Raw genomic sequence first — 26874 nt, 5'->3', positions numbered from 1 at the left:
CAGTTCATGAATTATGTTTTGGGAATAGATGGCGGCGGTAGCAAGACTGTTTGTGTCTTAATGGATGATTTGCGTCAAGTGCTAGGTCGTGGTGAAGCGGGCCCATCTAATTATCAGAGTATAGGTATTGAAGCAACTTTACAATCTATTCAATTAGCAGTTCACAATGCGGTTGAGGCAACAATAATTACAAATACTGTGAATATTGATGCGATATGTCTGGGTTTAGCGGGTGTAGGTCGTGCAGCAGATATCGAAGTCGTCAAAGGTTTAGTACAAGAGTTGCAGAATAGTAAATTTTTGTCTATTACTTGGGCATTACAGCCAGCGAATATTATAATTGTTAACGATGCTTTAATTGCTTTAGTTGGCGGAATTGGTCAGCCTGTAGGAATTGTGGTTGCAGCAGGTACTGGTTCGATAGTTTTCGGGCGAAATCATCAGGGACATACCAAGCGAGTCGGCGGCTGGGGTTATATTTTAGGAGATGAAGGTAGCGCCTATAAAATTGCGATCGCAGGTATGAATGCAGCATTAAAATCTGATGATGGACGGGAAATATCAACGAGTTTGGTAGAGGGTTTCAAACAGCATCTTGACTTGGAAAATATAGAAGATTTAATAGAAGTAGTATATCGGCGAGGATGGGGAGTTAAACAGATAGCTGCTTTAGCACCAGTTGTAGATTTGGCAGCAGCTTCAGGTGATATAGTAGCGAAGATGATAATTGATAATGCTGTCAAAGAATTAGTAAAAGCTACATCTACAGTAATTGATGCAGTTTTTAATGCTGACTCACTTTTAGAAGTAGTCACCACGGGAAGTGTGTGGCGCGGTAGATGCAAGATACATGAAAGATTTACAGCATCAATTGTTAAGAAGTTTCCTGAAGTAAAGGTGATTTATCCGAGATATGAACCTGCTTACGGTGCTGGTTTGTTGGCGTTGCAGACAACTCAAAATTGACGTGAAGAAAGCAATAATAGGAGTTTTCAGTCTGCAAATATGCGCTCTAAGAAAGTTACTATTTCAGACCAAGCAGCAGTGGTAGCATTAGAATCATAACGATAACCGTCGTCGCGCATGAATGTATGTTCTGCTTCATACAAGAAGACTTGGTGAGGTATGTTAGCATTCTCAATTGATTTTATTATGGTTTGGCGATCGCTCTCTGGTATATGAGGGTCAAGAGTACCAAACACCATTAGCATCTCGCCTTTGATTTCGCTTACCCTCTGCATTGTATCGGCTACCTCTTTACCCAATTTACCACTAGGAATACCAGTCGGGTAACAGCAGACACAAGCCCGAATTTCGCTTTGAAATGCTGCGCGGAAGGCTAAATGTCCACCAATACAAAAGCCGAGAGTGCCTATTTGATTTGGAGAAACCGCACTCTCTCCTTTCAGAAATTCAATCACAGCAAGGCAATCGGCATCATAATCAGCTACTGAGGTTCGACGAGCATCATCATTGCCCCGCATCCGTCCCAGATCGTCTGGCTCAATTACTAAACCAACTGGCTCAATTCGATGAAAAATTTCTGGGGCTGCTACTACATAGCCGTATCCTGCTAAGTAGTTAGCTAGACGAATCATTGCATCACCTAACTGATAAATATCACTGTAGAAGACAATACCAGGGTATTTTCCGGCTGCTTTGGGAGCCGCTACATAAACACGCATTAAACTACCATCTACTCTTAACTCAACGTTGCGCTTAGTGATTTGCACTTTTTTGTCTCCGTGTTCCGCTTGCTGTCATTAGCTTTTACACTGTAGCGCCGCAGCATCCGGTTAGTTTAAATCCACAATTTGGCGTTTTTCTGCCATGATTGCGATCGCTTAATATCATTAGTGACAAGTTTGTTGCGATCGGCTTAATACACCCGTTACCTATATCATCTGTTTACGTGTTTGTACGCTAGGATTTTCTTTATTCAACTTAGTAAAATAAAATTACTAGTTTATCTCACTAGTAATTTTATTTTTAATATTTTGATTTTTTATGGATAATAATCAAAATTCAAAAACACTTTTTTCTTGTAATCCCTTTGAAGTAATTAAACAATATAAGCATAAGCATAACGATAAAGATATTTATAACTCTCAAGAATATGAAGATTTTTTAAACACAGTAAAGCAGCCTTTTGTTAATTTTTGTCACTTGATACATCAACAAATACCATGTGAAATCGCAGCCAATAATTTTTATATAATAAAACAAACTGGATTAACTGAGGTAGACATTTATATGCTAGTCTCTCCTAGTAATTTCAGGCTACATAAGTATTTAGATATATTTTCATTATTATATATAGAATTAATAGATACAGGGATAGACATAGGATTCGTAGAGAATGCAGGTACATTTTTAGCAAAAAAGATTGCAGAAATAAATCCTGTAATGATAGCAAATAAAATTGCTGAAAATATAAATGCGTTTGATTTTCCCGATATTCATAATAGTTGTTATTTTAATCAAATAGAAATATTAAATTCCTCCCAAGAAGAACTAATTAATAAATTTCAAGAATGGTTTCAAGATTATATTCCCTTATTTTTACAAGCAGTATCTAAGGAGCTAATACCTATTATTTGTCAATATATATATCCTATTAAACCTAAATATAGCTTAGACCAATGTACTGAAGATACTGGAGTTTCGCAAGCAGTCCTAGAAAGCTGGATACGTACAATTAATCGTAAAGATCAAGCGATTTTATATGGTTCACCTGGAACAGGAAAAACTTATATTGCTGAAAAACTTGCTCAATACTTAATCGGTTGTGGTGACGGTTTCTCAGAACTGGTACAATTTCATCCAGCATACTCTTATGAAGATTTCATTCAAGGCATTCGTCCTCAAAGCCAAAATGGAATATTAGCATATCCACTGGTTCCAGGAAGATTTTTAGAATTTTGTAAAAAAGCTGAGTCTCGTGAAGATACTTGTGTTCTAATTATCGATGAAATAAACCGTGCTAATCTTGCACAGGTTTTTGGTGAATTAATGTACTTACTTGAGTACCGAGATAGAGAAATTCCACTAGCTGCTGGTAACAGCTTTCGCATCCCGAAAAATGTCCGCATTATTGGCACAATGAACACAGCAGATAGGTCTATCGCCAATATAGATCATGCACTCCGTCGCCGCTTTGCATTTATTGAACTTCGTCCAAACTATGATGTGCTGCGACGGTATCACCTGAAAGCAGGTTTTGCAGTAGAAGAATTAATTAAGATTTTACAGCAATTAAATCAAGCGATCGCAGATAAAAACTACGAAATTGGTATTTCATTCTTTTTAACAGACAATTTACGTGAAGACATAGAAGATATATGGCGCATGGAAATTGAGCCATATTTAGAAGAGTACTTTTTTAACCAGCTAAAAAAAGTAGATGAGTTTCGCTGGGATGAAATCAAAAATAAACTATGGATATAAACCCAGTACAACTAAAAATTATTGAAATTACAGAATACGAAAATAAATCATTTCAGCTTGATGAAATACCCCATTTAGCAGGGATCGAGTTATATGAGAAATACAAAATACAAGTAGATATAGAATTTCCTACTTATAAAACTAGAGGACATTGGAAACTTCAAGCTAAAGGATGGGTAGGTTACATTCCTGTAACTCCTGAATTGCATCTAAAAATAAATCCGAAAGTGCCTATCCAAAACCTCTTCGAAATGCTGGAATATGCCTACAATTTGAAAGGTTTTCGCTTTCTCGAAGGGCTGATGGATTGTGAATCTCTAGAGGACTTTTATAATAATCTGGCTCAGATATTAGCCCATAAAGTTTTAGAACGATGCCGCAAAGGATTATATCGTACTTACTTGCCTAAAACACAGCAGCTTTCTTATGTGCGGGGAAGGCTAGATGTGCAACAGGTAATTCAAAAGCCGTGGAATGTTAAACTTAAATGCGATTACGAAGAACATACGGCTGATGTTAAAGAAAATCAGATACTGGCATGGACACTTTATATCATTGGTCGTAGCAGTTTATGCTCAGAAAGAGTATCACCAACAATCCGAAAAGCTTATCACGCTCTACAAGGATTAATAACACTGCAACCTTGTAGTGCAGAAGACTGTATTGGAAGACAGTACAATCGCCTCAATGAAGACTATCGACTATTACATAATTTATGCCGATTCTTTTTGGAACACATTAGTCCCAGTCATGAGAGGGGAAATTATAAAACCCTACCCTTTCTCGTCGATATGGCACATTTATATGAACTTTTTGTGGCTGAATGGCTTCAGAAAAACACGCCACAAGGCTATTTTTTCAAACAGCAATATCCAATAGAAATTAGTCATAATCGACACTTCCGTATAGATATATTACTGGGTGATGCTGCTACTGGCAAAACAATAGCAGTTTTAGATACAAAGTATAAAGCCCCTGAACAGGCAGGATATACAGATATTCATCAAATGATCAGCTACGCCAACACAACAAAATGTAAGCAAGCCTTTTTGATATACCCCAAAGACTTGACACAGCCATTAGATATTAAAAGTGATCAAATCCAAGTCCGTAGCCTCACCTTTTGCCTAGATGATAATCTCGATCGCGCAGGTCAAATTTTTTTAAAAAACCTTTTTCTTTTCTACTAATCACCTTAGAATTCACACCGACAATTAATAAAGGGGATAGATGACATTCGCTTGTGGCGAAGCACCCATCCCCGAATAGCTGCCCAGATAATGAACCTGGAATCTATAGTCCGGTATCTAATCATCCCAGTATGGGCCGAGATATGGCGATTGTCACTGGGATAGATACTGATTTAAAAGATATCTACGAAAAGATAGTTACAAAATTACTCTTGTTCACCCATCGCTAGCAGCGCCGTCCCGTAAGCAGCTTCTGTGTATACTGACGCTATTACAGGAATCTGCAAATAACGCGCCCTAATTGTAGTCCAAGTATCATTCGCCGCGCCACCGCCAGCAGTATAAACATGGCTCAAATTGTCTGCGCCCATTTGCTGTAATAATTCATACCCTCGCGCTTCTATGCGGGCAATACTTTCTAACAACCCATGCAAAAATTCCACTGGGTTATCTGGGCGTGGTGACAATCGTGGGGGTAGATTGGGATCATTAATCGGAAAGCGATCGCCTACCTTCAACAATGGATAATAATCTAAATCGCTAGCTTTTGATGCATCAATTTCCCGGCTAAGGCTTTCTAACTCAGCTTTTGTGAAAAATTGCTTAAGCACTGCACCCCCAGTATTAGAAGCACCACCAGTCAGCCACAAATCACCCAGGCGATGGCTGTAAATTCCATATCGCGCATCCTCTACACGGGTACGACTTAACAACTTTAGTACCAACGTTGAGCCAAGGGAAGTCACGGCTTCACCAGGAGATTTTGCGCCACTAGCGAGGAAAGCAGCAATACTATCAGTTGTACCAGCACACACCAGACAATCACGCTGGAAACCGAACTTATCCGCAATTTCAGGATGCAATTCGGCAATGGGAGTACCAGGAGTTAAAACTTTGGGTAGCTGAATCGGTATTTGCAAATTTTCTAGCCATTCTGGGTATTTCAACTCTTCCACGTCATAACCCAGCTTTAAAGCATTATGGTAATCGCTAATACCCAACTGTCCATGTAGGAGAAACGCCAGCCAATCTGCTTGATGCAGGAAATATCTAGCTTCATTAAAAGAGGGTAATTGCCTCATCCACAAAAGTTTGGCTAGGCTGGAGGTGGCACTCAACACTGTATGATTGGGTGGTGCGATACTCTTCAAATGCTCTAGCACCAATGATCCCCGCGCATCGTTGTACAAAAGTGGTGCATCTACAGGATTTCCAACAGCATCGACCAGCAAGACGGTGGAAGAAGTACCATTAATTGCGATCGCTTTAATTTCTCGCCGCAATTGGTCAGGTATTTGTTCCACCAACACAAACAAAGCCTCCTGCCAAATTTTTGGTGTAACGGCGCCTGGTGAGTCCTGGAAGGGATATCGTACCTGTGCCTGAATACAAGAACCTTCCTCGTCAATCACCACGCCGCGTGCGCCAGATGTGCCGAAGTCGATACCCAAATACAAATTCATAATTTTTATAAATTTTTTTAATGGAGAATAACTAACGACTACTGACTAATAACTGCTTTTGTTGCATCTTGTAACAAGATATTCCACAATCTTGGCAAAACAAGGAAAAGTAGTAAACGAACTGTTCAAAATCTATTCAGGTTAGGAGGTTTTCAGCCATGCCTATCTTAGATACTCTGTACATCGCTCAGATATCTTCCATCTCAGATACTCAAGTTTACATCGCTCTAGTTGTGGCGCTGATCCCAGGAGTTCTAGCTTGGCGATTAGCCACAGAACTTTACAAATAACGCTCCGATGTGACACAGTTAAAAAGCTAATAATCCTGGCAGTACGGGGTGCAATTTCCAGACGTTTGTGGTTTTATGCCATAAGTAACTAGAAACCTTGCACTTACGTAAGCCAGGTTATTTTTTAACTGGTACAACACTTGTAGCCATTTCCAAAAAATGAAGTAATATGACAGCTAAATCAAGCATTCTGGAGTGCTAATCTCTGAGTGCTGTTAGCGGATAGCTAAGGTTTAGCCCGTGCTGAGTGCCCAGGAAGAAGTAATGAGTATAAAAGTAGTACTTATGAATCTTCCCACTCTCAGCCGAGGTACTAGCTACTCTGAACTGATTTGATCCTGAGTGTGATTAGTGATTTTTTTACTCAGCACTCAGCACTCTTGATAGTGCTTCCCTTCACTCAGCGAGGTTATCTTTTAGCATCATGAACGCGATTCAACCGTCCAGACCACCGTTACAACCTATACAAAAACGCCGGGTCACTTCTCGACCAAAGCGGCATCTTCGTCAACGTTCTTACCAGGTGATGGCACTGGAAAGCACAGCCAAGATTGGGGTTAATCTTGTGATTACAGCTGTTGCAGCATCTGCCTTAGCACAACTTTTGCCTTATCACTGGTTACAGCAAGAAAAGTTGCGAGAAATTAGTACTGAAGTCAAGCTGATGGAAGGACATGTCAATGGTTTGCAGGCGGAATTTAATCGTAACTTTGATCCGCAACAAGCTAAAAGTATTAGGCAACAACAAGGATACCGATTTGATCCGAGTCAGCGTCAGGTGGTGTTGATGAATCAGGATCGCCGGGAAGATGAACAAACAGAGTCATCACCTTAAATTAAATGGCGAATTTGGGATTATTTAGGTTTCTTGTGATTCCGGCTACGTATAAACTGGGTGTTAATTTATATTATTGCTAATAAATAATGGTTAATAGCTAATTTTTGAATACCTATGTAGTTATCATCTATTAGTCATTAGCGATACAGCGTCACTAAACTCTAATTCAAAATTTAATCAATTATTTTGAATTTTGAATTCCCCAGAAGAACTAATCTACCAACTAGGACGCTGATTCAGATAGCAACTCGTTGAGCCGATTTTCGAGTTGTAAACGCAAGCGACAACCAGTAATATCTTTACATATTGTCGAGAGAGGGCAATTGAGTGAGGGCGCGACGATAATCAGCGATGCCTTCTCTACCAGACGCGACGCGAACACTAATGCACAATCCCAGTCGCCCCAAAGATGGTAAGTCCTGCCGCGTTCAGCCCAGATATGACCTTCTAGTTGACCGAAAAGCAGTGCTACTTCAAAATTCTCAATTGCCACCTTGTATTGCCCCAAATCACGCCAGGTAATGCCTCGGTTAATCCACGCCCGGACATGGTGAGGTTTCAAATCAATGGCTTGATCGTAGTCGGCAAGTGCTGTTGCTAACTCTCCACAAGCAGCGTAGTAATTTGCGTGATTATTATAAGCACTAGCCAAATAAGGATTAAGTTTGAGGGCGGTGTTGTAGTCGTACAGGGCTTTTTAGCTTTTGCCACTTTGAAAATAAATCAGCCCCCGGTTATTGTAATCAACGGCATTCTGGGGATGATGGCAGATTAGTTGGCTTAAAAGTGCGATCGCCTCAGTATAATCTCCTTGTTGAGCCAACCTCAAAAAATAAATAATTGCTCCTCAAACCTAATCATGGATACTTAATCTCGAAGGTGAATTCCAGAAATAGCAAATGTCAATCTCAGAGGATGTTTGAAAAGTATTTTGCTGTGATTTTATGCACTTAGCGATCCCCCCTAACCCCCCTTAAAAAGGGGGGAACCGGAATCAAAGTCCCCCAATTTATCGGGGGATTTAGGGGGATCTAGAACGTTTTGATACCTACAATAGGACTTTTCAAACAGCCTCTCAAAGACTAGTCAAGTAGTGAGAGCGACAAATTGGTAGAATGCCAACAAGGCGTTCATTAAATAGGGGATGAGGAAGCAGGGAAATCAAGGGAAGAATAATTAATGCCCAATGCCCCATGCCCAATGCCCCATGCCCAATGCCCCATTCCCTAGATTCAATTTTTAAATTTTGAGAAATTTCCCGATGACAACTGCAATTTCCTATCCCAATGCCCCTGATTTAGCAACCGATGATTACATTGTTATCGGCTTGGCAACCTGCTTCGTCAAAGAAGATGGAGAAGTTTATCAAATAGAAGTTATAGAACCGATTCCCTCTGCGGCTTTGGAAGCGCTTTTAAAGGGCATTCCTACCTCCTATAAGCTGGCTCATGCGACAACTTTGGGATCTGTGCTGGATGGCGATTCACAACTGCTGCCAGATGGCTTCCCAGAGTCGGCTCAGTTTGGAGAGGAATTTGTGCCACGGGCATTTGCAGCAGCTCGTACCTACAAGCGTCGTGAATCTGCAAAATCTTTAATTCCTTTGAGTACAAACTACACTGAATTTAAATATTCCATTGAGCGCAAGCGGGTGTTAAACGCCGCTAGAGTTGTAACCAAAGAAGACAATATTAAACAGCATTCTCACACTCACAAAGTTCTTTAAGTAATTATGCTAAAACTTTACGGTGGCGCTCGTAGTCGAGCATCAATTGTTCACTGGTACTTAGAAGAATTAGGAATTCCCTATGAATTCGTCAAGCTTGATATGCAAACGGGTGAACACCTCAAGCCTGAATATTTGGCAATTAACCCAGTTGGTAAAGTTCCAGCAATTGTTGATGGGGATTTTCAGCTTTGGGAATCTGGGGCAATTTTGCTGTATCTTGCCGATAAGTATAGTAAAACTCCACTTTCAGCAGAGGAACATGCTCTATTTTCACAATGGGTGTTGTTTGCCAATGCTACCCTTGCTCCAGGGATTTTTGGAGAGGAGAATCGGGAACGGGAAATGCCCCGCTTGTTGACTCCGTTAAATGAAATTTTCAGTAGGCAACCTTTTTTACTTGGCAATGAGTTCACTGTTGCTGATGTGGCAGTGGGGTCTATTCTGAATTACATTCCCATGATACTGAAGCTAGACCTCAGCCCCTACCCAGAGGTGTTGAAATATATGAAGCAGTTATCTGAGCGTCCGGCATTTCAAAAAAGTATTGGCGGAGGAGCTTAAAATAATTCGTAATTCGTAATTAAATTTTTAACTACGAATTACGAATCTTTTAACGATAATTTGTAAATTGCAAAGCAACTGGGTAGTCTTCTTGTTTGAGTCGTTGCATGACAACTTGCAAGTCATCTTTAGATTTGGCAGAAACCCGCACAGCATCACCTTGAATTGAGGCTTGTACCTTTTTGAATTCGTCGCGAATCAATTTGGAAATTTGTTTGGCGATTTCCTGACTAATGCCTTTTTTGAGTTTGATTTCTTGACGCACGCGATTACCACTGGCTGATTCAACTTTGCCAAAATCAAAGATTTTCTGGGAGAGGTTACGCTTGGCAGCTTTTTCCCGGAGGATGTCGTGTATAGAATCTAAGGTAAATTCGCTGTCAGTGCTAACATTAATGCTTTCTTCGACTAACTCGACAGTAGTTTGAGTGTCTTTGAGGTCGTAACGACCTTTGATGTCTCGTATAACTTGATCGACAGCGTTAACCAACTCTTGTCGGTCAAAGTCGCTCACAATGTCAAAGGAAAAAGTAGAAGCCATAAAATATTTTGGATTTTAGATTTTGGATTTTGGATTGGGCATAAAACATTAGTAATGATTCATATATCCCATGCCCTATGCCCCACTTCCCAATTAACTACTAGTTTGGATAATGCTCAGTAAGATGAGAGTACCAGAGCTAAAGATGCCAATGGCAAACATGAGCGAGCCTCTTTCAGAGGAGCTACGCTAACGCAAAAGGGGTATATTCAAAATATAAAAAATTGAGTATAGCAAACGCGCCACCACAAAGGCGATCGCAGCTACTTGGGCTGTCAAAGAATTTACACCAGTTACATAAGCCATCAATGCGGCGGCGGCAAACACCATAAACGCTTCAAAGGTGTTCTGATGTGCCCAAGTAGCTCGTTGGGCATAAGGTGGCAATTTATCGAACATCGCGCGAGGAGTAGAAAACATTTCATACCCAATACGCACACGGGCATAAGCTACTAGCAAAAATGGCACATAAATTAGAGCGGCAGCAGCAGCGATCGAGTACAAAAAAATTATCATTACTTATTAGTCATTGGTTATTAGTCATCAGTCATCAGTCATCGGTCATCAGTCATTAGTCAAATACCAAAGACAAATGACAAAAGACAAATGACAAATGACTAATCAAAGTAGAAAAGCGTCACCACTTTTCTTTGTTCTTCTGCATCTTGACACGTTTGTAACAGGGTGCGGCTGTCGTGAAACGCAAAGCAGATTAGTTGCTGGCAACGGGAGACAATCTCCTTGTTGCACAGGTAACTAGCTTCAGCAAGGGACAGATTATCATTACTGGGATTTTCGACTAGATGCATTACCTGTTCTAGTTGCTGGCGCGATTCCAAAGGCTGGCGTTCCAGGCTTTGGGGTAGAATCACCGTCAACAAATTTGCATCAGCCCGCGTTGCTCCCTTGATGGCGGCTGAATTTGTACCTGTAGCACCAGAAGTAATGATGCGATTACCCGATAAAACTAGGGCATAAGTCATCATTTCAATCAGATTCTGATGCGTAATTGGAACGTGACGAGAACCCAACAAGGCGATTCTTTTAGAACCCGTTTGCTGGATTGTCGCCAGTTCTTGCGCTAATGTGTCTAGGTTAATAAGGTCTGTTGATTGGCTCAAAGATGGACATAATCCGATTAAACGACCCAGATATTTTACCAAACAGCGTGTAGATGCGAGGAAAACTTGAGTTAAACATTGCGACTAATTTTCGATTGTTTGGTTCAGTAACTCCATTACTTGGTAACACCAGACTAGCCAATGTGTTTCATAACTAATGCTATTTAGGAGAGTCAAGTACTGAAATTTGCCTAGTTCTGGCAGTGATTGCGGATTTTGAAAGTAACGCTGTTCTAAGTTATGGTATGCAGACAATTTTTGCTGATGGCAGTGTCGGCATTTGGCACGAAACTTATTTAATCGAACCGGGAAGATATGAGGCGGTTTACAGGAATATGCCTGTCTTTGGATTAACTGCTGCAACTAAGCATGTCCCAGCGATGGGTCGGAGGGAGACAGCACGCGGTCGCCTGGGAGGTGACGGCGAGCCATCTCTACCCTCACCAGCAATACAGCCTCCTAACTGATAACTGAGTATAGATGCTCTTAATAGTTTGAGTTAATGAATCTAAGACAATGCCGCTGCGGGAGTTAAACCGAGTTTGGATAACAAGCGGTCAATGTCAAAATGCTCGGACATCAACTGGCGAATATACTGAACCTTGACCGGCTCGTTGACACGGACTTGACCAAAAGTGCGGTCAACAATTCCCACAGTAGTGAGGGTGTCTAAATCAACAGACAAAATGGGGATTTCTAGCTCTTCAGCGCGACTGAGAATGAACGGTGGGGGTGGTAGTTGCCCGGTGAGAATTAAACATTGGGTAGAAGTTTCCAAAGCCGCTTGCTGAATTTCCACCCGATCGCCTCCTGTTACAACTGCCATATTCCGGCGTTTGCGGAAATATTTCACAGCTGAGTTGACATTCATCGCTCCAATTGCTAAACTTTCCACCAACAAATCCATGCGATCGTTGCGACAGAGAACATCAGCCTTTAACTGCTTGACTAGTTCCCCAACACTGACGCTGCGGAGCAAATCGCTATTCGGCAGCATTGCTAGCACCGGAATCTCCTGCTGTTCCAAAAATGGGCGCAAGAGAGTGTCAACCGCTTCTAGTTGGGTGACAGGAATATCGTTGATCACAACTCCAATCAAGCGATCGCCCACACGCTGTTTTGCAGCCAATAGCGCCTCAACCGAAAGCAACGATTTATAGCGGGCTACTAACAGCACACCAGCATCCAGTACTTCAGCCATTTGCAGCAAAGACAAGTCAAACAAATTGCCTTCGGATAAATTACCAGGCCCCTCCAATAACACCAAATCTCCTTGAGACTTATGTAAATATTGCTGTATTAGGGACTGCTGATAATCGGTTTTGTCTTCCCCCCGCAAGCGCTTTTGCACATTTGGTTCATCCAAAGCCAGCATTGTAGGTGCAACGCGGTTTTCCGGCAAATTGAGGCTAAGAGCGATGAACTGGACATCTTCCTCAATTACGGTTCCACTAGACGAATTAAAACACGTACCGAGTGGTTTACCGTAGCTAATATCCAGACCTTTTTGCTGTAGCTGATGAGACAAACCCAGAACAGTTGCAGATTTACCGCTGTAATTCTCGGTTGATCCAATCAGCAAATATTTAGGGGATTTTGGCACACATGCACTCCTAATTTCAAAAGTCAGAAGAACCCAGCTAGGTGTTTCCTAATTCTAGTTCCTTCTGGCAAAAGCCTCTCGCTCTCACAAATTAAGGTTTCCCAGAATTACCTTCTGAATAAGCAGGGGTAGGAGAAAGGTTTTCTTTCCTTGTGTCGGCTCTGCTAACCTGTACGCCTACCTTGAAGATTTGTCATTAGCAACAAATACCAAACTAAAAACTAAGAGCTTCGTTGCTATGGAAGGGTTGGTAGGATCAAAGAGGATTTGCCACAGATTGAGTGGGTTATCTTTATATGTGTTAGTTGATGCAAGAGGTAAGTTATGGATATTGAAGAATTGCTGGAAAGGTATGCTGCTGGAGAGAGAGATTTTAGGAACGTTGACTTGAGCGGCAGCGATTTGACTGGTGTTAATCTCAGTGGGATTGACTTGAGTGAATCCGATTTTACTTACACCGATTTCACCAATGCTAATCTCAGTGGAGTTAACTTCAGTAAGAGTATGATGATTTCCGCTACCTTTGAATGTGCCGACTTGAGTTACGCTAACTTGAGTACTTCCGATTTGACTGAGTGTATCTTCAACGACGCTAACTTGGTTGGTGCTAATTTTAGTGGTTCCGAAATGTTCACCGCCGTTTTGAGTGGAGCCAACCTGAGTGGAGCTTGTCTCAATAATGTGGGTTTGAATGTTGCCAATTTGGTTGGCGCTAATCTCACCGACGCTGATTTGAGTGGAGCTTCTCTCAACAGTGCTAACATCACTGATGCCAATTTGACTGGTGTTAAAAATGCCAACATCAGTGGAGCCATTATATACACCACTACTACTAGCTTAGATGGTAGTGTTGTTCATAGTCGCCAAATTTGTGAATGAAGAATAAGTGTTCTCTGTTGAAGACTCTTGGTTAATGTTCGTCTCAATAGTTTTCTCGTTTATAAAAGGTGCGGATAGCTTCAAAATAAGGGATCAAAATTAGATGCGATCGCAGCTATTTTAATAATTTTAAAAAATATTTAGTTCTATCTAAAAAAACTTGGTGATTAAAAGTCATAATAGCCTAGTTGCAGAAGCAAGCTATGCCCATTGCGGATGAATTAGCACTACCAAGTACTGCGATCGCAGATGAAAAGCATTTAACACTTTCCTGAAAAGCCCAACACCTGCTTTGATTTCTCAAGTACTTCTTTGGGTCGAAATGGTTTCGTTAGATACAAGTCTGCACCAACCTCAATTCCTTTTTGTTTATCAAATTCCTGCCCCTTAGCTGTCAAGATCACAATGTAGATATCAGTCATTTGCAGGTCGTGTTTAACAATGTGGCAGACTTGCAGACCATTCATTTTAGGCATCATCACATCGAGAAAAACTAGATTTGGTTTTTCAGTTTTAATAGTTTCGAGAGCTTCTTCTCCATTTCTGGCAGTTAGGAGTTCAACGCCCTCATCTTCTAATGCTTCTAGGGCTTGTTCCATCAAAATCAAGATATTGGGTTCATCGTCAACAATCAGAATTTTCTGGGTCATACAATTTTGGATTTTAGATTTTAGATTTTAGATTTTAGATTGACTCATAGCAATCAAGTCATTAGCTCTCTGTCATTTAATTTTAGATGTTTGGATAATAGATTTATTCTCGCGTTTAAATTCGGGGGAAACTCTTCTCTACGAGAGGCTGGGCGCTAAGGAGACGCTCTCGCGTTCAGACCTTTTGAAATTTGGGATTTTGAATCTTCTCTTCTTAGGCTCCGCCAACAATTCCATTATCCAAAATTTAAAATCTAAAATTCGATTAGCGATCGGACAGGACGATGAAGAATACATTCTCCAAGTCTTTCTCAAAGCGTAGGGCTTTCACCATGTCGGCTTCTTGAGAGAAAATAGAATCGATGATGATCATGTCAGGTTTGGCTGATCGAGCTTTATTGATACCTTCTTGCGGATCGGAGGCTTGAATCACGCTGTATCCCTGAGTTTCTAGTACATCCGATAGGGTTTTTAAGGTTGAGGCATTTTTATCCACAACCAATACCTTTTTACTGGAAGTACCTTGGGAAAGCAATGAGCCAATTTCCTTGAGAAGTTTTTCTGGGTCAATGGGCTTGGTAAGATAGCGATCAATGCCAATGTGGTAGCCCCGTTCTTTGTTTTCAAGAATCGACAGAATAATGATCGGAATGTCTGCGGTGTGGGGATCATTTTTGAGGACGGCTGCCACATCAAAGCCGTTGATTTGGGGCATCATTACATCCAAGAGAATCAGGTCGGGACGGGCTATTTTGATTTGATGAATCGCATCCACGCCGTCTTTCGCTTCCCGAACATTATAGCCTTCGGTTTCCAGTTGTTGACGGAGCAGTTCCCGAATGTTACCGTCATCATCCACTACCAGAATGGTTTTGCTGTTTTGGTTCAGCACAGGGTTTGTGGTGATGACGTGTTCTTTGAGTTGTTTGACTAGCGCATCTAAATTCAGACTGCTACTGGTTTTGCGATCGCTCTCAGCAGTAGGAATGATGAATGAGAATGTGCTACCCTTACCTGGTTCACTCTCAACCCAGATTCTACCACCGTGATGATCGATGATTTGTTTACAGATGGGCAGTCCTAGCCCTGTGCCTTTGGGTTTGTCGGTGAGGGTGTCGCCAACTTGACGGAATTTCTCAAACACTTTTGGCTGATCTTCAGGTATGATGCCAACGCCTGTGTCGATGACGCTGATGCAAACACCTTCGTTCTCTTGTTTAACCCGGCAGATCACAGAACCGGATTCAGTAAATTTAACGGCATTGGAAATCAGATTGATTAAAACTTGCAGTAGACGATTGCGATCGCCTACTATCTGAGGCAGTCCAGGTTCAATCTCACTGACTAACTGCAAGCCATTGGTTTCAAACAACCCGGCGGTGGAATTGGTTGCCCAATCGAGTAATTCGCTGGGATCAATAGGCTGCATCTGCCATTCCACCTTACCTGCTTCCATCTTGGCAATATCTAAGACATCATTAATCAAAGATGTCAATCGTTCTGCTTCCGACACAATAATGTTGAGATTGTCACCCACCCGCTTAATCGTTTTCTGAAGCTTAGGGTCTTCGGTAGAAAGCATTGGGAAGACATCGGTTTCCAGCTTTTCTTTAATGATCGATGCAAAACCGAGGACAGAAGTTAGTGGCGTCCGCAGCTCATGGGAAACTGTGGAGATGAAGTCGGTTTTCATTTGGTCAATTTCCTTTTCTGCCGTCACATCCCGAATCAGAATTACCGAACCTAGCCACATCGCCGCCTGATCTTTAGAGGCTTCTTTGAAAATGGTGGTTGCTAGAGCTTGACCAACCCGGTCTGCTGCTAAATTAATCTCAGCAGTGAATATCTCTCTGGATTGTTTGTGAGTCTGCTTTACCAAATCGGCGATTTTAGCTTGAGAAATTTCTCCGCAGTCTTTTCCTTTGATGTCAATGTCGCCAAGCTGGAACATTTTTAGCAGCGCCGGGTTAAAGCGGGTAATTTGGCCGATGGTGTTAGTTACCAATAACCCATCTGCTAGATTGTCAATAATCGCAGTCAGGTCAGCAAATGTTGCTTGCAGTTCTGTGTCTGCCTGTTGCCGTCGTAAGTGGGATAAGGCCAACAGCCAGGAACCCACCCCAATCAACCCAGTCAAAATAATGTCGAAAAATAGGAGTCGATGAAAAGAAGTTTGCGATCGCGCATTTAAGATCGCAGAGGGGACAAGAGTCACAATTTTCCAATGGTAAGATTTGGCATCCACCTTCCCTTGACTGGAATCGAAGGCACGGGTCGCCCCCGTGCTGGATTGAGCTTTTTGAACTTCCAGTAGCGGATACAGGGTTTTGAAGGTGAATAACCCATCAGCCGTTTGAAACTGTCCCGACTCTCTTGTGCCTATTTGCTGCCAGACTTTAGGAAAGACTTTTGCAAAGGTCTGGTCTTTGCGGTCTTCGTACATAAAGCCCCACTCATTCTCTGGCTTTAGTCCTTTAAGCCAGTAACCATCAGCATTGAGTAGCAGCGTTTCGCCTAAAGTTGTCGAGTTTTCTTTTTGCAGATTCTGGATAAATTTCTCACCTAAATAGTTCAGCACAACGATGCCGCGTTTTTGCCCCTGAGAATCAAATACAGGAGTGCCAAAACGGATCATTGGTTTGAGCGGTTGTTCAATCTTGCCCCGCTCAATATTTAGATCCAGGGGCGAAACAAAGACCTCGCCTGATTTCAGGGGTAAGGTGTCCTTAAACCAGTAACGCTTTGCTTGGACTTGCAGTTTTTCGTCAGGGACAATGTTGGGCTGACCTTGATTCAAGTTGACTCTGACAATTTCTTTGCCAGTTGTGTCCAGAAAGCGAATCTGGTCATAAAGTTGCTTCTGCTCAGACATGGAAAAATACTCTTTAGCGATCGCCTGCCTCAACTCCAGTGTTTTAGTTGCATCCACAGGTCGGTTGAGCATGAACTGTAGCTCATTTTGGGTAGTCAAAAACATCAAGTCAGACTTAATTAAATTAAAGTCTCTAGCAGCTATTTTGGCTTGCATATCAACGTTACGGGTTTCGTTGATGGAAATTGCGCCCCGTTCAGCTTTACTCTCTGCCTGGTGAATGATCATCAGTACCCCCCCAACCAGGACGGACAGTGGTAAGAAAGTGATCAGGAATTGTTTGAGAATTCCTTGGTCAGCGATTTTCAATAATTCAGAGTTTTTTAGCATTGTTCTTGATAACTCTTAAATTAAGTTTGTTTACAAAAATACTTGTATTTTTTTGTCCTGGCCAATTGTTATTTTTGAATTTTGAATTTTGAATTGTTATGGGTCATAGGGGAATGGCACTAAGATAAGCCCAAAGCCTTGTGTTGCCTCGTTCCCAGCCTGGAGGCTGGGAATGTATTCCGAGAGGGCTGCTGCCTCTGGCCAAGAAAGAGGAGGCGGCAGCCCTCCCAGGATGGGTTCCCAGCCTTCAGGCTAGGAACCAGTCAGGGCAATTTTGAATTGTTAAGGGTCATAGGAATTACTGTTCAGATAGCATAATAAAAAATACATTTTCCAACTCCTTCTCAAAGCGTAGGGTTTTCACCAAATCGGCTTCTTGAGAGAAAATAGAATCGATGATGATCATGTCAGGTTTGGCTGACAGGGCTTTATAGATGCATTCTTGCGGATCGGAGGCTTCAATCACGCTGTATCCCTGAGTTTGCAGTACATCTGATAGGGTTTTTAAGGTTGATGCATTTTTATCTACAACCAATACCTTTTTACTAGAAGTGCCCTGGTAAAGCAGTGAGCCAATTTCGTTGAGGAGTTTCTCTGTGTCAATGGGCTTGGTGAGATAGCGATCAATGCCAATATGGTAGCCCCGTTCCTTGTTTTCAATAATTGATAAAATGATGATCGGAATGTCTGCGGTGTGGGGATCATTTTTGAGAACGGCTGCCACATCAAAGCCGTTGATTTGGGGCATCATCACGTCCAAGAGAATCAGATCGGGACGGGCTGTTTTGATTTGATGAATTGCATCCACGCCGTCCTTTGCTTCCCGAACTTTGTAGCCTTCGTTTTCCAGTTGTTGACGGAGCAGTTCCCGAATGTTAACGTCATCATCTACAACCAAGATGGTTTTACGGCTTTGGTTGACCACAGGGTTTGTGGTGATGACGTGTTCTTTGAGTTGTTTGACTAGGGTATCCAGATTCAGATTAGCAGTACTTTTTTGATCGCTGACGTAGGTGGGAATAATGAAGGAGAATATGCTGCCATTCCCTGGTTCACTCTCAACCCAAATTCTACCGCCGTGATGATCGACGATTTGTTTACAGATGGGCAGTCCTAACCCTGTGCCTTTGGGTTTGTCGGTGAGAGTGTCGCCAACTTGGCGGAATTTCTCAAACACTTTTGGCTGATCTTCAGGTGTAATACCAACGCCTGTGTCGATGACGCTGATGCAAACACCTTCGATCTCTTGTTTAACGCGGCAGATCACAGAACCGGATTCAGTGAATTTAACGGCATTAGAAATCAGGTTGATTAAAACTTGCAGTAGACGATTGCGATCGCCTAATATCTGAGGCAGTCCAGGTTCAATCTCGCACACCAACTGCAAGCCATTGGTTTCAAATAACCCGGCGGTAGAATTGGTTGCCCAATCGAGTAATTCGCTGGGATCAAGGGGCTGCATCTGCCATTCCACCTTACCTGCTTCCATCTTGGCAATATCTAAGACATCATTAATCAAAGATGTCAGCCGTTCTGCTTCCGACACAATAATGTTGAGATTGTCACCTATCCGCTTGATGGTTTTCTGAAGCTTGCGGTCTTCGGTAGAAATCATTGGGAAGACATCGGTTTCCAGCTTTTCTTGAATGATCGATGCAAAACCGAGGACAGAAGTTAGTGGCGTCCGCAGTTCATGGGAAACTGTGGAGATGAAGTCGGTCTTCATTTGGTCGATTTCCTTTTCTGCCGTCACATCCCGAATCAGCAGCGCCGAACCGAAGCATGCAGCGGGTTCTGAGTCTGCCGTCTTTTTGAAAATGGCGGTCGCCACTGCCTGACCAATGCGTTCTTTCGTCAGGGCAACTTCGGCAGAAAATACTTCTTTGGGATGGGACTGAGTTTGTGCAATTAGTCCTGCTAAACCAGATATCGGCAGTTCCTGGTAGTGACCATTGAGGGCGGTAGCTGTCAATCCATACATAGCTAAAAAGGCAGGATTAAAGTGGGTGATTTGTCCTGCGGTGTCTGCCACTAATAAACCATCTGCTAAGTTATCTAAAATGGCATTTAATCCCTGCGCTTCTGCTAGGGTATTTTGCAGGGCAGCCGTCCGCTCTACAACTCTGCCTTCCAGTTCTTGATTCAGTTGCCGCAGAGCGATTTCTGCTTGTTTGCGGGCAGTGATGTCGGTATTGATTTCCAGCACAGCACAGGGCTGATGGTCGATGTCCCGTTGCAGCGTCCATCGGCTCTGGACGATAATCAATTTGCCATGATGGGTAAGATGTTCCACTTCTCCTTCCCAATTACCTTGCTGTAATAACTCTGCGATAATTTCTTCCTTTGGTTTGAGAAAGGTTTTTTTGATAAATGCGTGAATGCATTGGTCTTTCACTTCCTCACGCGTCCAACCGTAGAGCGTTTCTGCACCTTGATTCCAGTACAAAATTTTGTCGCTCATGTCGCGGACAATAATCGCATCGCTGGAATGATTTAACATATCCATGAGACGCTGATTTTCGGCTTCTGCTAGTTTGCGATCGTCAATATTGGTGCAGGTACCAATCCATTCCCGGATGCTACCGTCTGCTTCCAAGACGGGGGTACCGCACACAGCAAAATGGCGGTACTTGCCGTCTTTGCCACGCATCCGGTATTCAGTTTGAAAAAGATTGTGATTTGCCACAGCAGTAGTCCAGGCCAGGGCTGTGTGGGTACGGTCATCGGGGTGAATCGGATCGAGCCAGCCCAAACCCTCGATTTCATCTGCACTCTGACCTGTGTACGCTAACCAGGTAAGCATTTCACTGCTCACCCCCAGTCCTTCAGGTGTAGCCACCCAGACAATTTGGGAGCTGGCAGTTACCAGAGAGCGAAACCGTTGCTCGTTCTGTTGCAGAGTTTGTTCTCCTAGTTTGCGATCGTGAATATCGGTGCAGGTGCCAATCCACTCGCGGATGCTACCGTCTGCTTCTAAGACGGGGGTACCACAGACAGAGAAGTAGCGGTATGTGCCATCCTTGCCACGCAGCCGATATTCGGTTTGGTGGATACTTCGGTTCGCCACAGCAGCATTCCAAGCTTCTGTGGAGTGGGCACGGTCATCGGGGTGAATTGGATCAATCCAGCCCCAACCCTCAACTTCAGCTTCGCTCTGCCCCGTATAGGCCATCCAGGTGAGCATTTGACTGCTTATTCCCAGTCCTTCTGGGGTAGCTCCCCAGACAAGCTGTGAAGTAGCAGTTATTAACGAGCGATATCGTTCTTTAAGACGCTGATTTTCGGTTTCTGCCAGCTTGCGATCGTGAATATCAGTGCAGGTGCCAATCCACTCCCGAACGCTGCCGTCTTCTTCTAGGACGGGGGCACCCCAGACCCAAAAGTAGCGATAGTTGCCATCCTGGCCACGAATTCGGTATTCAATTTGATACATGCTCCGGTTTACCACAGCAGCACTCCATACTTCTGCGTTATAGGCGTGATCGTCAGGATGAACAGCATCAATCCAGCCCCCATTCTCAGCTTCCGCTAGACTTTGACCTGTATAGGCTATCCAGCTTGCCAGTTCAAAGCAAATTCCATCTGGTGTACATACCCAGACAATTTGTGCAGTAGCTGTCACCAGAGAGCGGTATCGGGTTTCACTCTGTTTCAAGATTTGTTCAGTATGTTGGCGTTCCTGCTGGGCGTCTCGAAGGTCGCTAATGTTCTCCACACTAGACCAGATCAGTTGCTCTCCATCTTTCTCAATCATCAGTCCAGATAACCTGACTGGAACCAAGTGCCCGTCTTTGTGGATGTACTCCTTCTCATAAGGCCCATAGCGACCAGTTCGTTCCAAGTCTTCGAGGCTAGATTGCTCCGTGGTAGCATATTTTTCTGGGGTAATCTGCCAGTAGGTGAGATTCAAGGTTTCTAGAACAGTGCGCCCTAAAATAGCAGCATAGGCGGGGTTAATATGAATCAGCGTCCCATCTGTTCGGCACAGTGCCAGCCCAGTGGGGCATTGTTCAAATAGCTGACGGTTGTATTCATCAAGTTGATTAAACATGATTGAAGTTTCTTTAGTGGTCGATGTGGGTAGGGTTAGGACAACTGAACCACGACAATAAAGTGGCGTAAAGCTTTAAGGAAATTGGGTTACGTTGAAACATCTGGTAAATTTGCTCTGGTGATGCAGCTCCCAGGTTTGGACTCTGCTCTGAAAGTCGCTGAATCAGTTGATTATGGCGGATTAGCAAATCCGTCGGTTTGAGCATTGGAGTTGTTGATGGAATGAAGCCGTCGGCATCGGCAGTGGGAGTTGGCGAGGCAGAGGTGCTATTCTGTTCTTCAGCAGCGTCCACCACTGCACAATTCATGGGAATCTGAATCCAGAATTCTGTCCCTTCACCTGGCGCAGAACGGCACTTGAGAAATCCCCGGTGTCTGTTCACAATAATTTGGTAACTGATTGCCATACCCAATCCGGTTCCCTTGCCAATTTCTTTGGTGGTGAAGAAGGGATCGTAAATGCGTCGAATCACATCCTCCTTCATCCCTGGGCCGTTGTCGGCAATGCGAATCACCACAAACTGGTTGTCGAGGATTTCAGTCCGAATAGTGATTTGGGCAGTAGAGGGAGATATTTTTTCATTGACCATTCCCTCCTCTAGAGCATCAATGGCATTTGCCAGGATGTTCATAAATACCTGATTCAACTGTCCGGGGTAGCATTCAATCAGGGGAAATTTGCCATAGTCTTTAATAATTTCAATTACCGGACGGCGAACATCTGCTTTCAGGCGATGGTGAAGAATCATCAGCGTTCCGTCGATGCCATCGTGGATGTTGACGGCTTTCATTTCGGCTTCGTCATGGCGGGAGAAGTTTTTCAGAGATTGCACAATTTCCACAATGCGATCAGTGCCCACCTTCATCGAATTCAGCAGTTTGGGGAGATCCTCCATGATAAATTCCAGATCGATTTTGTCTAGCTCTGATTCCAACTCTAAAGGAGCAACAGGTAGGAATTTCTGATACTCTTGCACCAGGTGCAACAAGTCATTGGCGTATTCGGCAACATATTTTAAATTGCCGCAAATAAAGTTAACCGGGTTGTTGATTTCGTGGGCAACTCCGGCAATGAGTTGCCCTAGACTGGACATTTTTTCGCTTTGGATCAACTGAGTTTGGGCTAATTGCAATTCATTGAGAGCTTGCTGAAGTTTCTCTGTCTGGGCTTTTGCCTGGATGGCTACTTGAGTGCTATGCTCGTAAATTACAGCTTTGTCAATGGCGATCGCTGTTTGAGAGGCAAAGATACTGACAAGTTTCAGGTGTTCAGCCTTGTATGAGTCCGTTTTGGGCGTTCCAATGGCGATCGCTCCTAGTACCCGCTCCTTGGCTCGCAAAGGTACACAAATCAGTGCATTAATATTTTTTTGCCCCTCTAATCGAGGATCGGCTTGCACATCATTGACGAGTTCTGCTCGGTTGGATTGCACAATCTTGCCAATAATTCCCTTACCCGGTTCCGGCTGACTGTGGTCAAAAAACACTCCAAATTCCGCAATGATTTCAAACGCAGTTGCATCAGGACTCAGTAGCAGAATCATCCCCGCAGACGATTCAATTAATTGACTCAATTCCTGAAGCACAAGTTGGGCAATCTGTCGCGTATCTAAACTTGTTGTGAGTTGAGTTGAGATATCGTCAAACAAATCAATTTCCTGGTATCGCTCCAGCAATTCTATGGCGAGTATTTTCTTCTCAGCTTCCTGCTTTGCCAGAAAGGAGAGCAAAGTCGCAAGTAGAGTTGCCTGTTCTTCCCCAACAACCCAACCGATGATTTCTCCTGAAACCTCGATCGGATATCGGTTTTCTCCAGTTTGCTCCCCAATGCTAATCAGTTTCGTGCCGTCTACCAGTTCAACATCAATGGCGATGTTGAACTGGTAGACTAAGTTATGAATCAGAGATGGCAACTCTTTTTTGTTGAGCATCTTTCTGAGGTTAACTGCGGACATAAAAGACCTCATCTAGAGCAGGTTGCAAATTTTTGGTAATCAGTATCGGTCTGTTCGCGTAGCGTCTCCAAGAGTTACCTACACTGTATTGCAACCTCCTGCTTTCTTCTCCGTAGCTATCCGTAGCTCTTGGGATAAGTAAGCTATACCCACCATCTCTAGAAAAGAGAGGAATTGTCATAAAAATCTAGGGATATAATAATTTACTAATTAAGACTAGTCTTCCCAAAAAAATTGGTGATATAACAGCGAAGTTGAGGGGTAGCAAATACCTTTAAATTCCGTACCAGAAGCATCCTTTCGCCTGTGTAACTTGCTTACTTTTTGATAAGTTCTCGAAGAAATATAAGTAAAACTTTTAGAACAAAATATTTTTATAGGTTTAAGTTATAATTAATTGATGTCTCTTGTTGCTACTACTCGTAAATTGGGAATCAGCTTTTTTGAGTATGTAGGTGAGCGCATTTCTGAGACTGGAATAATCCCCTTTAGTGTACAAAAAGAAGCTGCGATCGCAGCTTCTTTTGGTAATTTTAAAAAGTATTTAGGTAAGCGGTAGTTTCAGTTAAATCCGAGAGTAGCGAAAACGAAGTCTGAGTAATCGCAGCCAGCGCAACCACATTTGTGCAGGTTGTTCAAAGAAGGTGAAAATATCACCGAAACCTAAATTAGTTTTGTGATGATGTAACCAGTGTCTCTCAGGAGTGGTAATAAATAGAATTTGACATAAAATATTTACAGGCTTTGGAGTTTGCCAACCCAGTACACTTATGTGTCTCCACCATACATGAAACTGACCAAGCAATAATCCGGAGATAACGCCAATGGGAGAGAAAGACCACAAGACTACTGCTATAAGTACATAAGGTAAAGCTCCCAAGATACCATCTAAAAGAACCTGGGGATTAAAAGTCAAAATAGCGTAGTGGCGGAAGTCCTTTTTCCAAGAGTGGTGTGTTTTTAAATGAAGGCTACCAAAAACGTGCTCGGGTAGGTGGTAAAAGAATGTAGATAGAAAATCGCCAAAAAACAGTAATAACCAAGCAACAGCGATAGCCTCAAGCATTTGTACTCCTCAAGTTTAGTTAAGAAAACTCCACAGAAAATATGCAAATGTTATGCTGTGGGCGTAGACACATAGTTTTCCGCTATGCAAGCAGCATCTGTAAGTCTCGTATGTCTACGCTCCAGTTAATTTGGCTCAGAGTATATGTAATTGGGTCAGTTGCAGTTTCATGAATCTCCGATCCTTAATGGAGTAAACAGCAACTCCTAATAACCTCCAATTTGACTTTTAGGGTTAATGGCAAGAATACATCTTAAACCCGATGGGAATATAGTACTTTGCCATAGTTACTACACAATCTTCTTACTAAGGCATACAGCGTAAGCAAAGGTTGAGTTAAAAATAGTACAAATTTAGGTTAAGGCTTTCTTCAACATTGTTAATTCTAAATTAATTGCAATTAGGCTTTAATTAGGAATTTAATCAGAAGGATATCAAGAGGTATTCTGCTAACGTAAACTGGGTAATTGAAGTGAGTAAAGCAGATTTCTAATTCAATTGAAAGGCGGCAAAATTTGGAGTATCTAGAGTTAGCTTTCCGTGAATCGAGCCAGAATGTAGCTCTAAACCCGCGTCTTCAATCATGAATGAACATTGGAAAGATATGGATACTTTTAGAATTTATCTTTTTTGCCGAGCACGTTTGAATTCGCTCGCTCTTGTTGTAGAGAAGACTTGTTGCATAAATCAAAAAAAGAACCCCACCCCGCCTTTAACTTACGTCAAATTCTCCCCTCCCGAAGAGCGGGGAGGGGCTGGGGGTGGGGTGTTAGCGACTTTTGTAAGAGGTCTACACTGGCGACTCTATGCGTCACCCTTCTCTTGTGGTCGCTGCTGCGCGTAGCTTGGTTCACTCTACGGGTACGGATATTATCATTTATAAACAAGTTAGTAAATCAGTAAAGCACACTTGCAATATTTATTTACAACGTATTCTATTAAAAGGGTATCTTGGTATATCCAAAATTGAGGTTACTTTCCAGTTGGAAGGTAAAATCATTATTTGAAGTGATGATTACACGATTTATCTGTTTTAGCATGAACAAAAAATGGGCGGTCAAGCGAATCACTATAAACCTGGCATCAAATGAAGCCAAGAACCTTGAAAAATATTGTGAACAAACTGGTAGACCAGCAACGGATGTGATTCGAGAACTCATTCGAGCCTTGCCACTGACGAAATAAAAGTAGATTTGCGAACCATTTCACCTTGGTTCATTCTCAAGATATAAGCATTAGAACTTGGTTGAATTGGAGGTATTAAATTTACGAGTGGTAATTTTTTGTGAGGATTGAGAAGGGCGTAAAAATTCAGTGAAGGTGTGCTACGCTCGCCGGAAACGAGCGCAGCACGCCAAAAACAAAATGATATGATAAGTATTATTAAGTTGCACAATGAAAAGTAACAAACTGTTTCTCTCGTTCGGAGACTATCTTTATTCTGTTGTCACTTTCGTCAGAGAATAATCTTTAACCTTTATTTTTTAAAATTTTCCCAACAAACAACGACATTGAAATAGCAAATATCCAGTGGTGAAGGTGCTAATCTTTGATTATTCCTCTTGAATTAGTCGCGTCAGAGTCAAGTTGAAAACTTTTGCCTAAATTTGCAACACCTTCTACTTCAGCTATGACTCCTCTGGACTGGGACTTTTCACGCCAAGGCTGAAAAGTCCGGTCAAGGCAAGGCTTGAATGAGTTCCCGAATTACATCTATTGCTAGTCTGCCTGTCTGTTCACAATACTTTTCCAGGTTTTGGGCTTCATCTGATGTCAAGTTTAAGGTAATGCGCTTAAGCGCCCTTTTTTTAGTGGGCGTTGTCAAACGGGTAAATTTAAGTGCAGCAGTTTTATTCATTGATTGATAAGCTAGATATATACAAACTTTCCTTATCAAGATTGCCAATTCCGAGCGATCTTTACCAGTGAAAATCGAGATTTTGAGATTGAACTTAAGCTTTACGCCCCAAAAATATTACTGAAAACTCAAGGTATTAAATAACTAGTACCACACGTAATAAATCTGCCATTACCAAGTGCAAGAAGCTTTCGGCTGAAGAGATGATGTCAGCAATGCCCCACAGTCTAGATTGTCTGTTGAGCAAGCGGTGTTGAATTAGCGAGATGAGTGGATTGCCAAAGGTGGTTTTTATCAGTGAATATTTTGGTAATATACCTGTTTTAAATCCTCTACAACATGAGATTATTCGTTTGTTATGGCTATTACCTCATATCTATAGCAACCTAGTAGATAATTCCTTTTAGTCAAAAGTGATTACACGAACA

24 protein-coding genes and 2 pseudogenes are annotated in these 26874 nt (G+C 42.4%); 12 read left to right on the top strand and 14 right to left on the bottom strand.

The annotated features are described in order from the left end of the window. The first annotated feature begins 6 nt into the window (after positions 1-6). Positions 7-966, top strand: coding sequence for an N-acetylglucosamine kinase (locus V7K62_RS04880; RefSeq protein ID WP_334862262.1), 960 nt, complete (start codon positions 7-9; stop codon positions 964-966). 26 nt (positions 967-992) lie between these two features. Here V7K62_RS04880 and V7K62_RS04875 read toward each other — a convergent pair whose 3' ends face one another. Next, the gene (locus V7K62_RS04875) at positions 993-1733 is read right to left on the bottom strand and encodes a dienelactone hydrolase family protein (RefSeq protein WP_334862260.1); all 741 of its coding nucleotides are present in this window, start codon (positions 1731-1733) and stop codon (positions 993-995) included. Between the two features lie 274 nt (positions 1734-2007). Between V7K62_RS04875 and V7K62_RS04870 the strand changes: the two genes are divergently transcribed. Both V7K62_RS04870 and V7K62_RS04865 read left to right on the top strand, forming a co-directional pair. After that, positions 2008-3447: an McrB family protein gene (locus V7K62_RS04870; protein ID WP_334862258.1), complete on the top strand. Its 1440-nt coding sequence runs from the start codon at positions 2008-2010 to the stop codon at positions 3445-3447. Continuing rightward, positions 3438-4637, top strand: coding sequence for an McrC family protein (locus V7K62_RS04865; RefSeq protein ID WP_334862256.1), 1200 nt, complete (start codon positions 3438-3440; stop codon positions 4635-4637). Before V7K62_RS04870 ends, V7K62_RS04865 begins: the two co-directional genes overlap by 10 nt. 206 nt (positions 4638-4843) lie before the next feature. Here V7K62_RS04865 and V7K62_RS04860 read toward each other — a convergent pair whose 3' ends face one another. Beyond that, a complete protein-coding gene (locus tag V7K62_RS04860; protein ID WP_334862254.1) occupies positions 4844-6100 on the bottom strand; it encodes an FGGY-family carbohydrate kinase in 1257 nt (418 codons plus the stop codon). A 200-nt stretch (positions 6101-6300) separates the two neighbouring features. Between V7K62_RS04860 and psaM the strand changes: the two genes are divergently transcribed. Then, entirely contained in the window at positions 6301-6390 is a 90-nt protein-coding gene (psaM, locus tag V7K62_RS04855; protein ID WP_040630342.1) for a photosystem I reaction center subunit XII, read from the top strand. Positions 6391-6814: 424 nt separating this feature from the next. Further along, positions 6815-7225, top strand: coding sequence for a hypothetical protein (locus tag V7K62_RS04850; RefSeq protein WP_334862252.1), 411 nt, complete (start codon positions 6815-6817; stop codon positions 7223-7225). A 226-nt stretch (positions 7226-7451) separates the two neighbouring features. Here the strand turns inward: V7K62_RS04850 and V7K62_RS04845 are convergent. After that, positions 7452-8057, bottom strand: a pseudogene (locus V7K62_RS04845) (tetratricopeptide repeat protein); the annotation flags it as partial. A 432-nt stretch (positions 8058-8489) separates the two neighbouring features. Here V7K62_RS04845 and V7K62_RS04840 point away from each other — a divergent pair. Both V7K62_RS04840 and V7K62_RS04835 read left to right on the top strand, forming a co-directional pair. Further along, the gene (locus V7K62_RS04840; protein ID WP_334862250.1) at positions 8490-8954 is read left to right on the top strand and encodes a hypothetical protein; all 465 of its coding nucleotides are present in this window, start codon (positions 8490-8492) and stop codon (positions 8952-8954) included. A 6-nt stretch (positions 8955-8960) separates the two neighbouring features. Further along, positions 8961-9518 carry a glutathione S-transferase family protein gene (locus V7K62_RS04835; protein ID WP_334862248.1) on the top strand — a complete coding sequence of 186 codons (558 nt, stop codon included), beginning with the start codon at positions 8961-8963 and terminating at the stop codon, positions 9516-9518. A gap of 49 nt (positions 9519-9567) precedes the next feature. On the opposite strand, the gene V7K62_RS04830 is transcribed toward V7K62_RS04835, so the two are convergent. The 4 genes and pseudogenes from V7K62_RS04830 to V7K62_RS04815 all read right to left on the bottom strand — a co-directional run bounded on the left by V7K62_RS04830 (position 9568) and on the right by V7K62_RS04815 (position 11435). Then, positions 9568-10059: a YajQ family cyclic di-GMP-binding protein gene (locus V7K62_RS04830; protein ID WP_292765941.1), complete on the bottom strand. Its 492-nt coding sequence runs from the start codon at positions 10057-10059 to the stop codon at positions 9568-9570. A gap of 93 nt (positions 10060-10152) precedes the next feature. Next, positions 10153-10575: pseudogene (locus tag V7K62_RS04825) on the bottom strand (MAPEG family protein). A gap of 101 nt (positions 10576-10676) precedes the next feature. Next, positions 10677-11180, bottom strand: a complete 504-nt coding sequence (locus V7K62_RS04820; RefSeq protein WP_041565591.1) for a hypothetical protein — start codon at positions 11178-11180, stop codon at positions 10677-10679. Positions 11181-11264: 84 nt separating this feature from the next. Continuing rightward, a complete protein-coding gene (locus tag V7K62_RS04815) occupies positions 11265-11435 on the bottom strand; it encodes a hypothetical protein (RefSeq protein ID WP_334862247.1) in 171 nt (56 codons plus the stop codon). On the opposite strand from V7K62_RS04815, the gene V7K62_RS04810 reads away from it, so the two are divergent. Next, positions 11426-11647: a monooxygenase family protein gene (locus V7K62_RS04810; RefSeq protein WP_334862245.1), complete on the top strand. Its 222-nt coding sequence runs from the start codon at positions 11426-11428 to the stop codon at positions 11645-11647. The genes V7K62_RS04815 and V7K62_RS04810 overlap by 10 nt on opposite strands. 41 nt (positions 11648-11688) lie before the next feature. On the opposite strand, the gene V7K62_RS04805 is transcribed toward V7K62_RS04810, so the two are convergent. Continuing rightward, a complete protein-coding gene (locus tag V7K62_RS04805) occupies positions 11689-12783 on the bottom strand; it encodes a phosphotransacetylase family protein (RefSeq protein ID WP_334862243.1) in 1095 nt (364 codons plus the stop codon). A gap of 324 nt (positions 12784-13107) precedes the next feature. Here V7K62_RS04805 and V7K62_RS04800 point away from each other — a divergent pair, with 324 nt between their 5' ends. Next, entirely contained in the window at positions 13108-13662 is a 555-nt protein-coding gene (locus tag V7K62_RS04800; protein ID WP_334862241.1) for a pentapeptide repeat-containing protein, read from the top strand. Positions 13663-13922: 260 nt separating this feature from the next. On the opposite strand, the gene V7K62_RS04795 is transcribed toward V7K62_RS04800, so the two are convergent. The 4 genes from V7K62_RS04795 to V7K62_RS04780 form a co-directional block, all read right to left on the bottom strand. After that, a complete protein-coding gene (locus V7K62_RS04795; protein ID WP_334862239.1) occupies positions 13923-14312 on the bottom strand; it encodes a response regulator transcription factor in 390 nt (129 codons plus the stop codon). 265 nt (positions 14313-14577) lie between these two features. After that, positions 14578-17514 (bottom strand): response regulator, encoded by a 2937-nt coding sequence (locus V7K62_RS04790; RefSeq protein ID WP_334862237.1) that lies wholly within the window; start codon positions 17512-17514, stop codon positions 14578-14580. A 298-nt stretch (positions 17515-17812) separates the two neighbouring features. Next, positions 17813-21565, bottom strand: coding sequence for a PAS domain S-box protein (locus V7K62_RS04785; RefSeq protein ID WP_334862235.1), 3753 nt, complete (start codon positions 21563-21565; stop codon positions 17813-17815). Positions 21566-21578: 13 nt separating this feature from the next. Beyond that, positions 21579-23522 (bottom strand): GAF domain-containing sensor histidine kinase, encoded by a 1944-nt coding sequence (locus V7K62_RS04780; protein ID WP_334862233.1) that lies wholly within the window; start codon positions 23520-23522, stop codon positions 21579-21581. Positions 23523-23922: 400 nt separating this feature from the next. Here V7K62_RS04780 and V7K62_RS04775 point away from each other — a divergent pair, with 400 nt between their 5' ends. Further along, positions 23923-24081 carry a hypothetical protein gene (locus V7K62_RS04775; RefSeq protein ID WP_334862231.1) on the top strand — a complete coding sequence of 53 codons (159 nt, stop codon included), beginning with the start codon at positions 23923-23925 and terminating at the stop codon, positions 24079-24081. A 6-nt stretch (positions 24082-24087) separates the two neighbouring features. Here V7K62_RS04775 and V7K62_RS04770 read toward each other — a convergent pair whose 3' ends face one another. Beyond that, positions 24088-24588, bottom strand: coding sequence for a fatty acid hydroxylase (locus tag V7K62_RS04770; RefSeq protein WP_334862229.1), 501 nt, complete (start codon positions 24586-24588; stop codon positions 24088-24090). 1038 nt (positions 24589-25626) lie between these two features. On the opposite strand from V7K62_RS04770, the gene V7K62_RS04765 reads away from it, so the two are divergent. Beyond that, entirely contained in the window at positions 25627-25773 is a 147-nt protein-coding gene (locus V7K62_RS04765) for a ribbon-helix-helix protein, CopG family (RefSeq protein ID WP_094348756.1), read from the top strand. Between the two features lie 493 nt (positions 25774-26266). On the opposite strand, the gene V7K62_RS04760 is transcribed toward V7K62_RS04765, so the two are convergent. Continuing rightward, the gene (locus V7K62_RS04760; RefSeq protein ID WP_334862227.1) at positions 26267-26446 is read right to left on the bottom strand and encodes a CopG family transcriptional regulator; all 180 of its coding nucleotides are present in this window, start codon (positions 26444-26446) and stop codon (positions 26267-26269) included. Between the two features lie 266 nt (positions 26447-26712). Here V7K62_RS04760 and V7K62_RS04755 point away from each other — a divergent pair, with 266 nt between their 5' ends. Further along, positions 26713-26853 (top strand): hypothetical protein, encoded by a 141-nt coding sequence (locus V7K62_RS04755; RefSeq protein ID WP_334862225.1) that lies wholly within the window; start codon positions 26713-26715, stop codon positions 26851-26853. Positions 26854-26874: the final 21 nt, after the last annotated feature.

This window comes from Nostoc sp. (assembly GCF_036917935.1).
Lineage (GTDB): Bacteria > Cyanobacteriota > Cyanobacteriia > Cyanobacteriales > Nostocaceae > Nostoc.
Note: the sequence above shows the minus strand (reverse complement) of the source record. Positions and strands in the feature narration are given on the sequence as shown.

What these genes read in the sequence shown, in the direction of transcription:
- V7K62_RS04880 (WP_334862262.1), top strand. Translation starts at nt 7, where the DNA reads ATGAATTATGTTTTGGGAATAGATGGCGGCGGTAGCAAGACTGTTTGT.
- V7K62_RS04870 (WP_334862258.1), top strand. Translation starts at nt 2,008, where the DNA reads ATGGATAATAATCAAAATTCAAAAACACTTTTTTCTTGTAATCCCTTT.
- V7K62_RS04865 (WP_334862256.1), top strand. Translation starts at nt 3,438, where the DNA reads ATGGATATAAACCCAGTACAACTAAAAATTATTGAAATTACAGAATAC.
- V7K62_RS04860 (WP_334862254.1), bottom strand. Translation starts at nt 6,100, where the DNA reads ATGAATTTGTATTTGGGTATCGACTTCGGCACATCTGGCGCACGCGGC.
- V7K62_RS04850 (WP_334862252.1), top strand. Translation starts at nt 6,815, where the DNA reads ATGAACGCGATTCAACCGTCCAGACCACCGTTACAACCTATACAAAAA.
- V7K62_RS04840 (WP_334862250.1), top strand. Translation starts at nt 8,490, where the DNA reads ATGACAACTGCAATTTCCTATCCCAATGCCCCTGATTTAGCAACCGAT.
- V7K62_RS04835 (WP_334862248.1), top strand. Translation starts at nt 8,961, where the DNA reads ATGCTAAAACTTTACGGTGGCGCTCGTAGTCGAGCATCAATTGTTCAC.
- V7K62_RS04830 (WP_292765941.1), bottom strand. Translation starts at nt 10,059, where the DNA reads ATGGCTTCTACTTTTTCCTTTGACATTGTGAGCGACTTTGACCGACAA.
- V7K62_RS04810 (WP_334862245.1), top strand. Translation starts at nt 11,426, where the DNA reads ATGCAGACAATTTTTGCTGATGGCAGTGTCGGCATTTGGCACGAAACT.
- V7K62_RS04800 (WP_334862241.1), top strand. Translation starts at nt 13,108, where the DNA reads ATGGATATTGAAGAATTGCTGGAAAGGTATGCTGCTGGAGAGAGAGAT.
- V7K62_RS04795 (WP_334862239.1), bottom strand. Translation starts at nt 14,312, where the DNA reads ATGACCCAGAAAATTCTGATTGTTGACGATGAACCCAATATCTTGATT.
- V7K62_RS04790 (WP_334862237.1), bottom strand. Translation starts at nt 17,514, where the DNA reads ATGCTAAAAAACTCTGAATTATTGAAAATCGCTGACCAAGGAATTCTC.
- V7K62_RS04785 (WP_334862235.1), bottom strand. Translation starts at nt 21,565, where the DNA reads ATGTTTAATCAACTTGATGAATACAACCGTCAGCTATTTGAACAATGC.
- V7K62_RS04780 (WP_334862233.1), bottom strand. Translation starts at nt 23,522, where the DNA reads ATGTCCGCAGTTAACCTCAGAAAGATGCTCAACAAAAAAGAGTTGCCA.
- V7K62_RS04775 (WP_334862231.1), top strand. Translation starts at nt 23,923, where the DNA reads ATGTCTCTTGTTGCTACTACTCGTAAATTGGGAATCAGCTTTTTTGAG.
- V7K62_RS04770 (WP_334862229.1), bottom strand. Translation starts at nt 24,588, where the DNA reads ATGCTTGAGGCTATCGCTGTTGCTTGGTTATTACTGTTTTTTGGCGAT.
- V7K62_RS04765 (WP_094348756.1), top strand. Translation starts at nt 25,627, where the DNA reads ATGAACAAAAAATGGGCGGTCAAGCGAATCACTATAAACCTGGCATCA.
- V7K62_RS04760 (WP_334862227.1), bottom strand. Translation starts at nt 26,446, where the DNA reads ATGAATAAAACTGCTGCACTTAAATTTACCCGTTTGACAACGCCCACT.
- V7K62_RS04755 (WP_334862225.1), top strand. Translation starts at nt 26,713, where the DNA reads ATGAGTGGATTGCCAAAGGTGGTTTTTATCAGTGAATATTTTGGTAAT.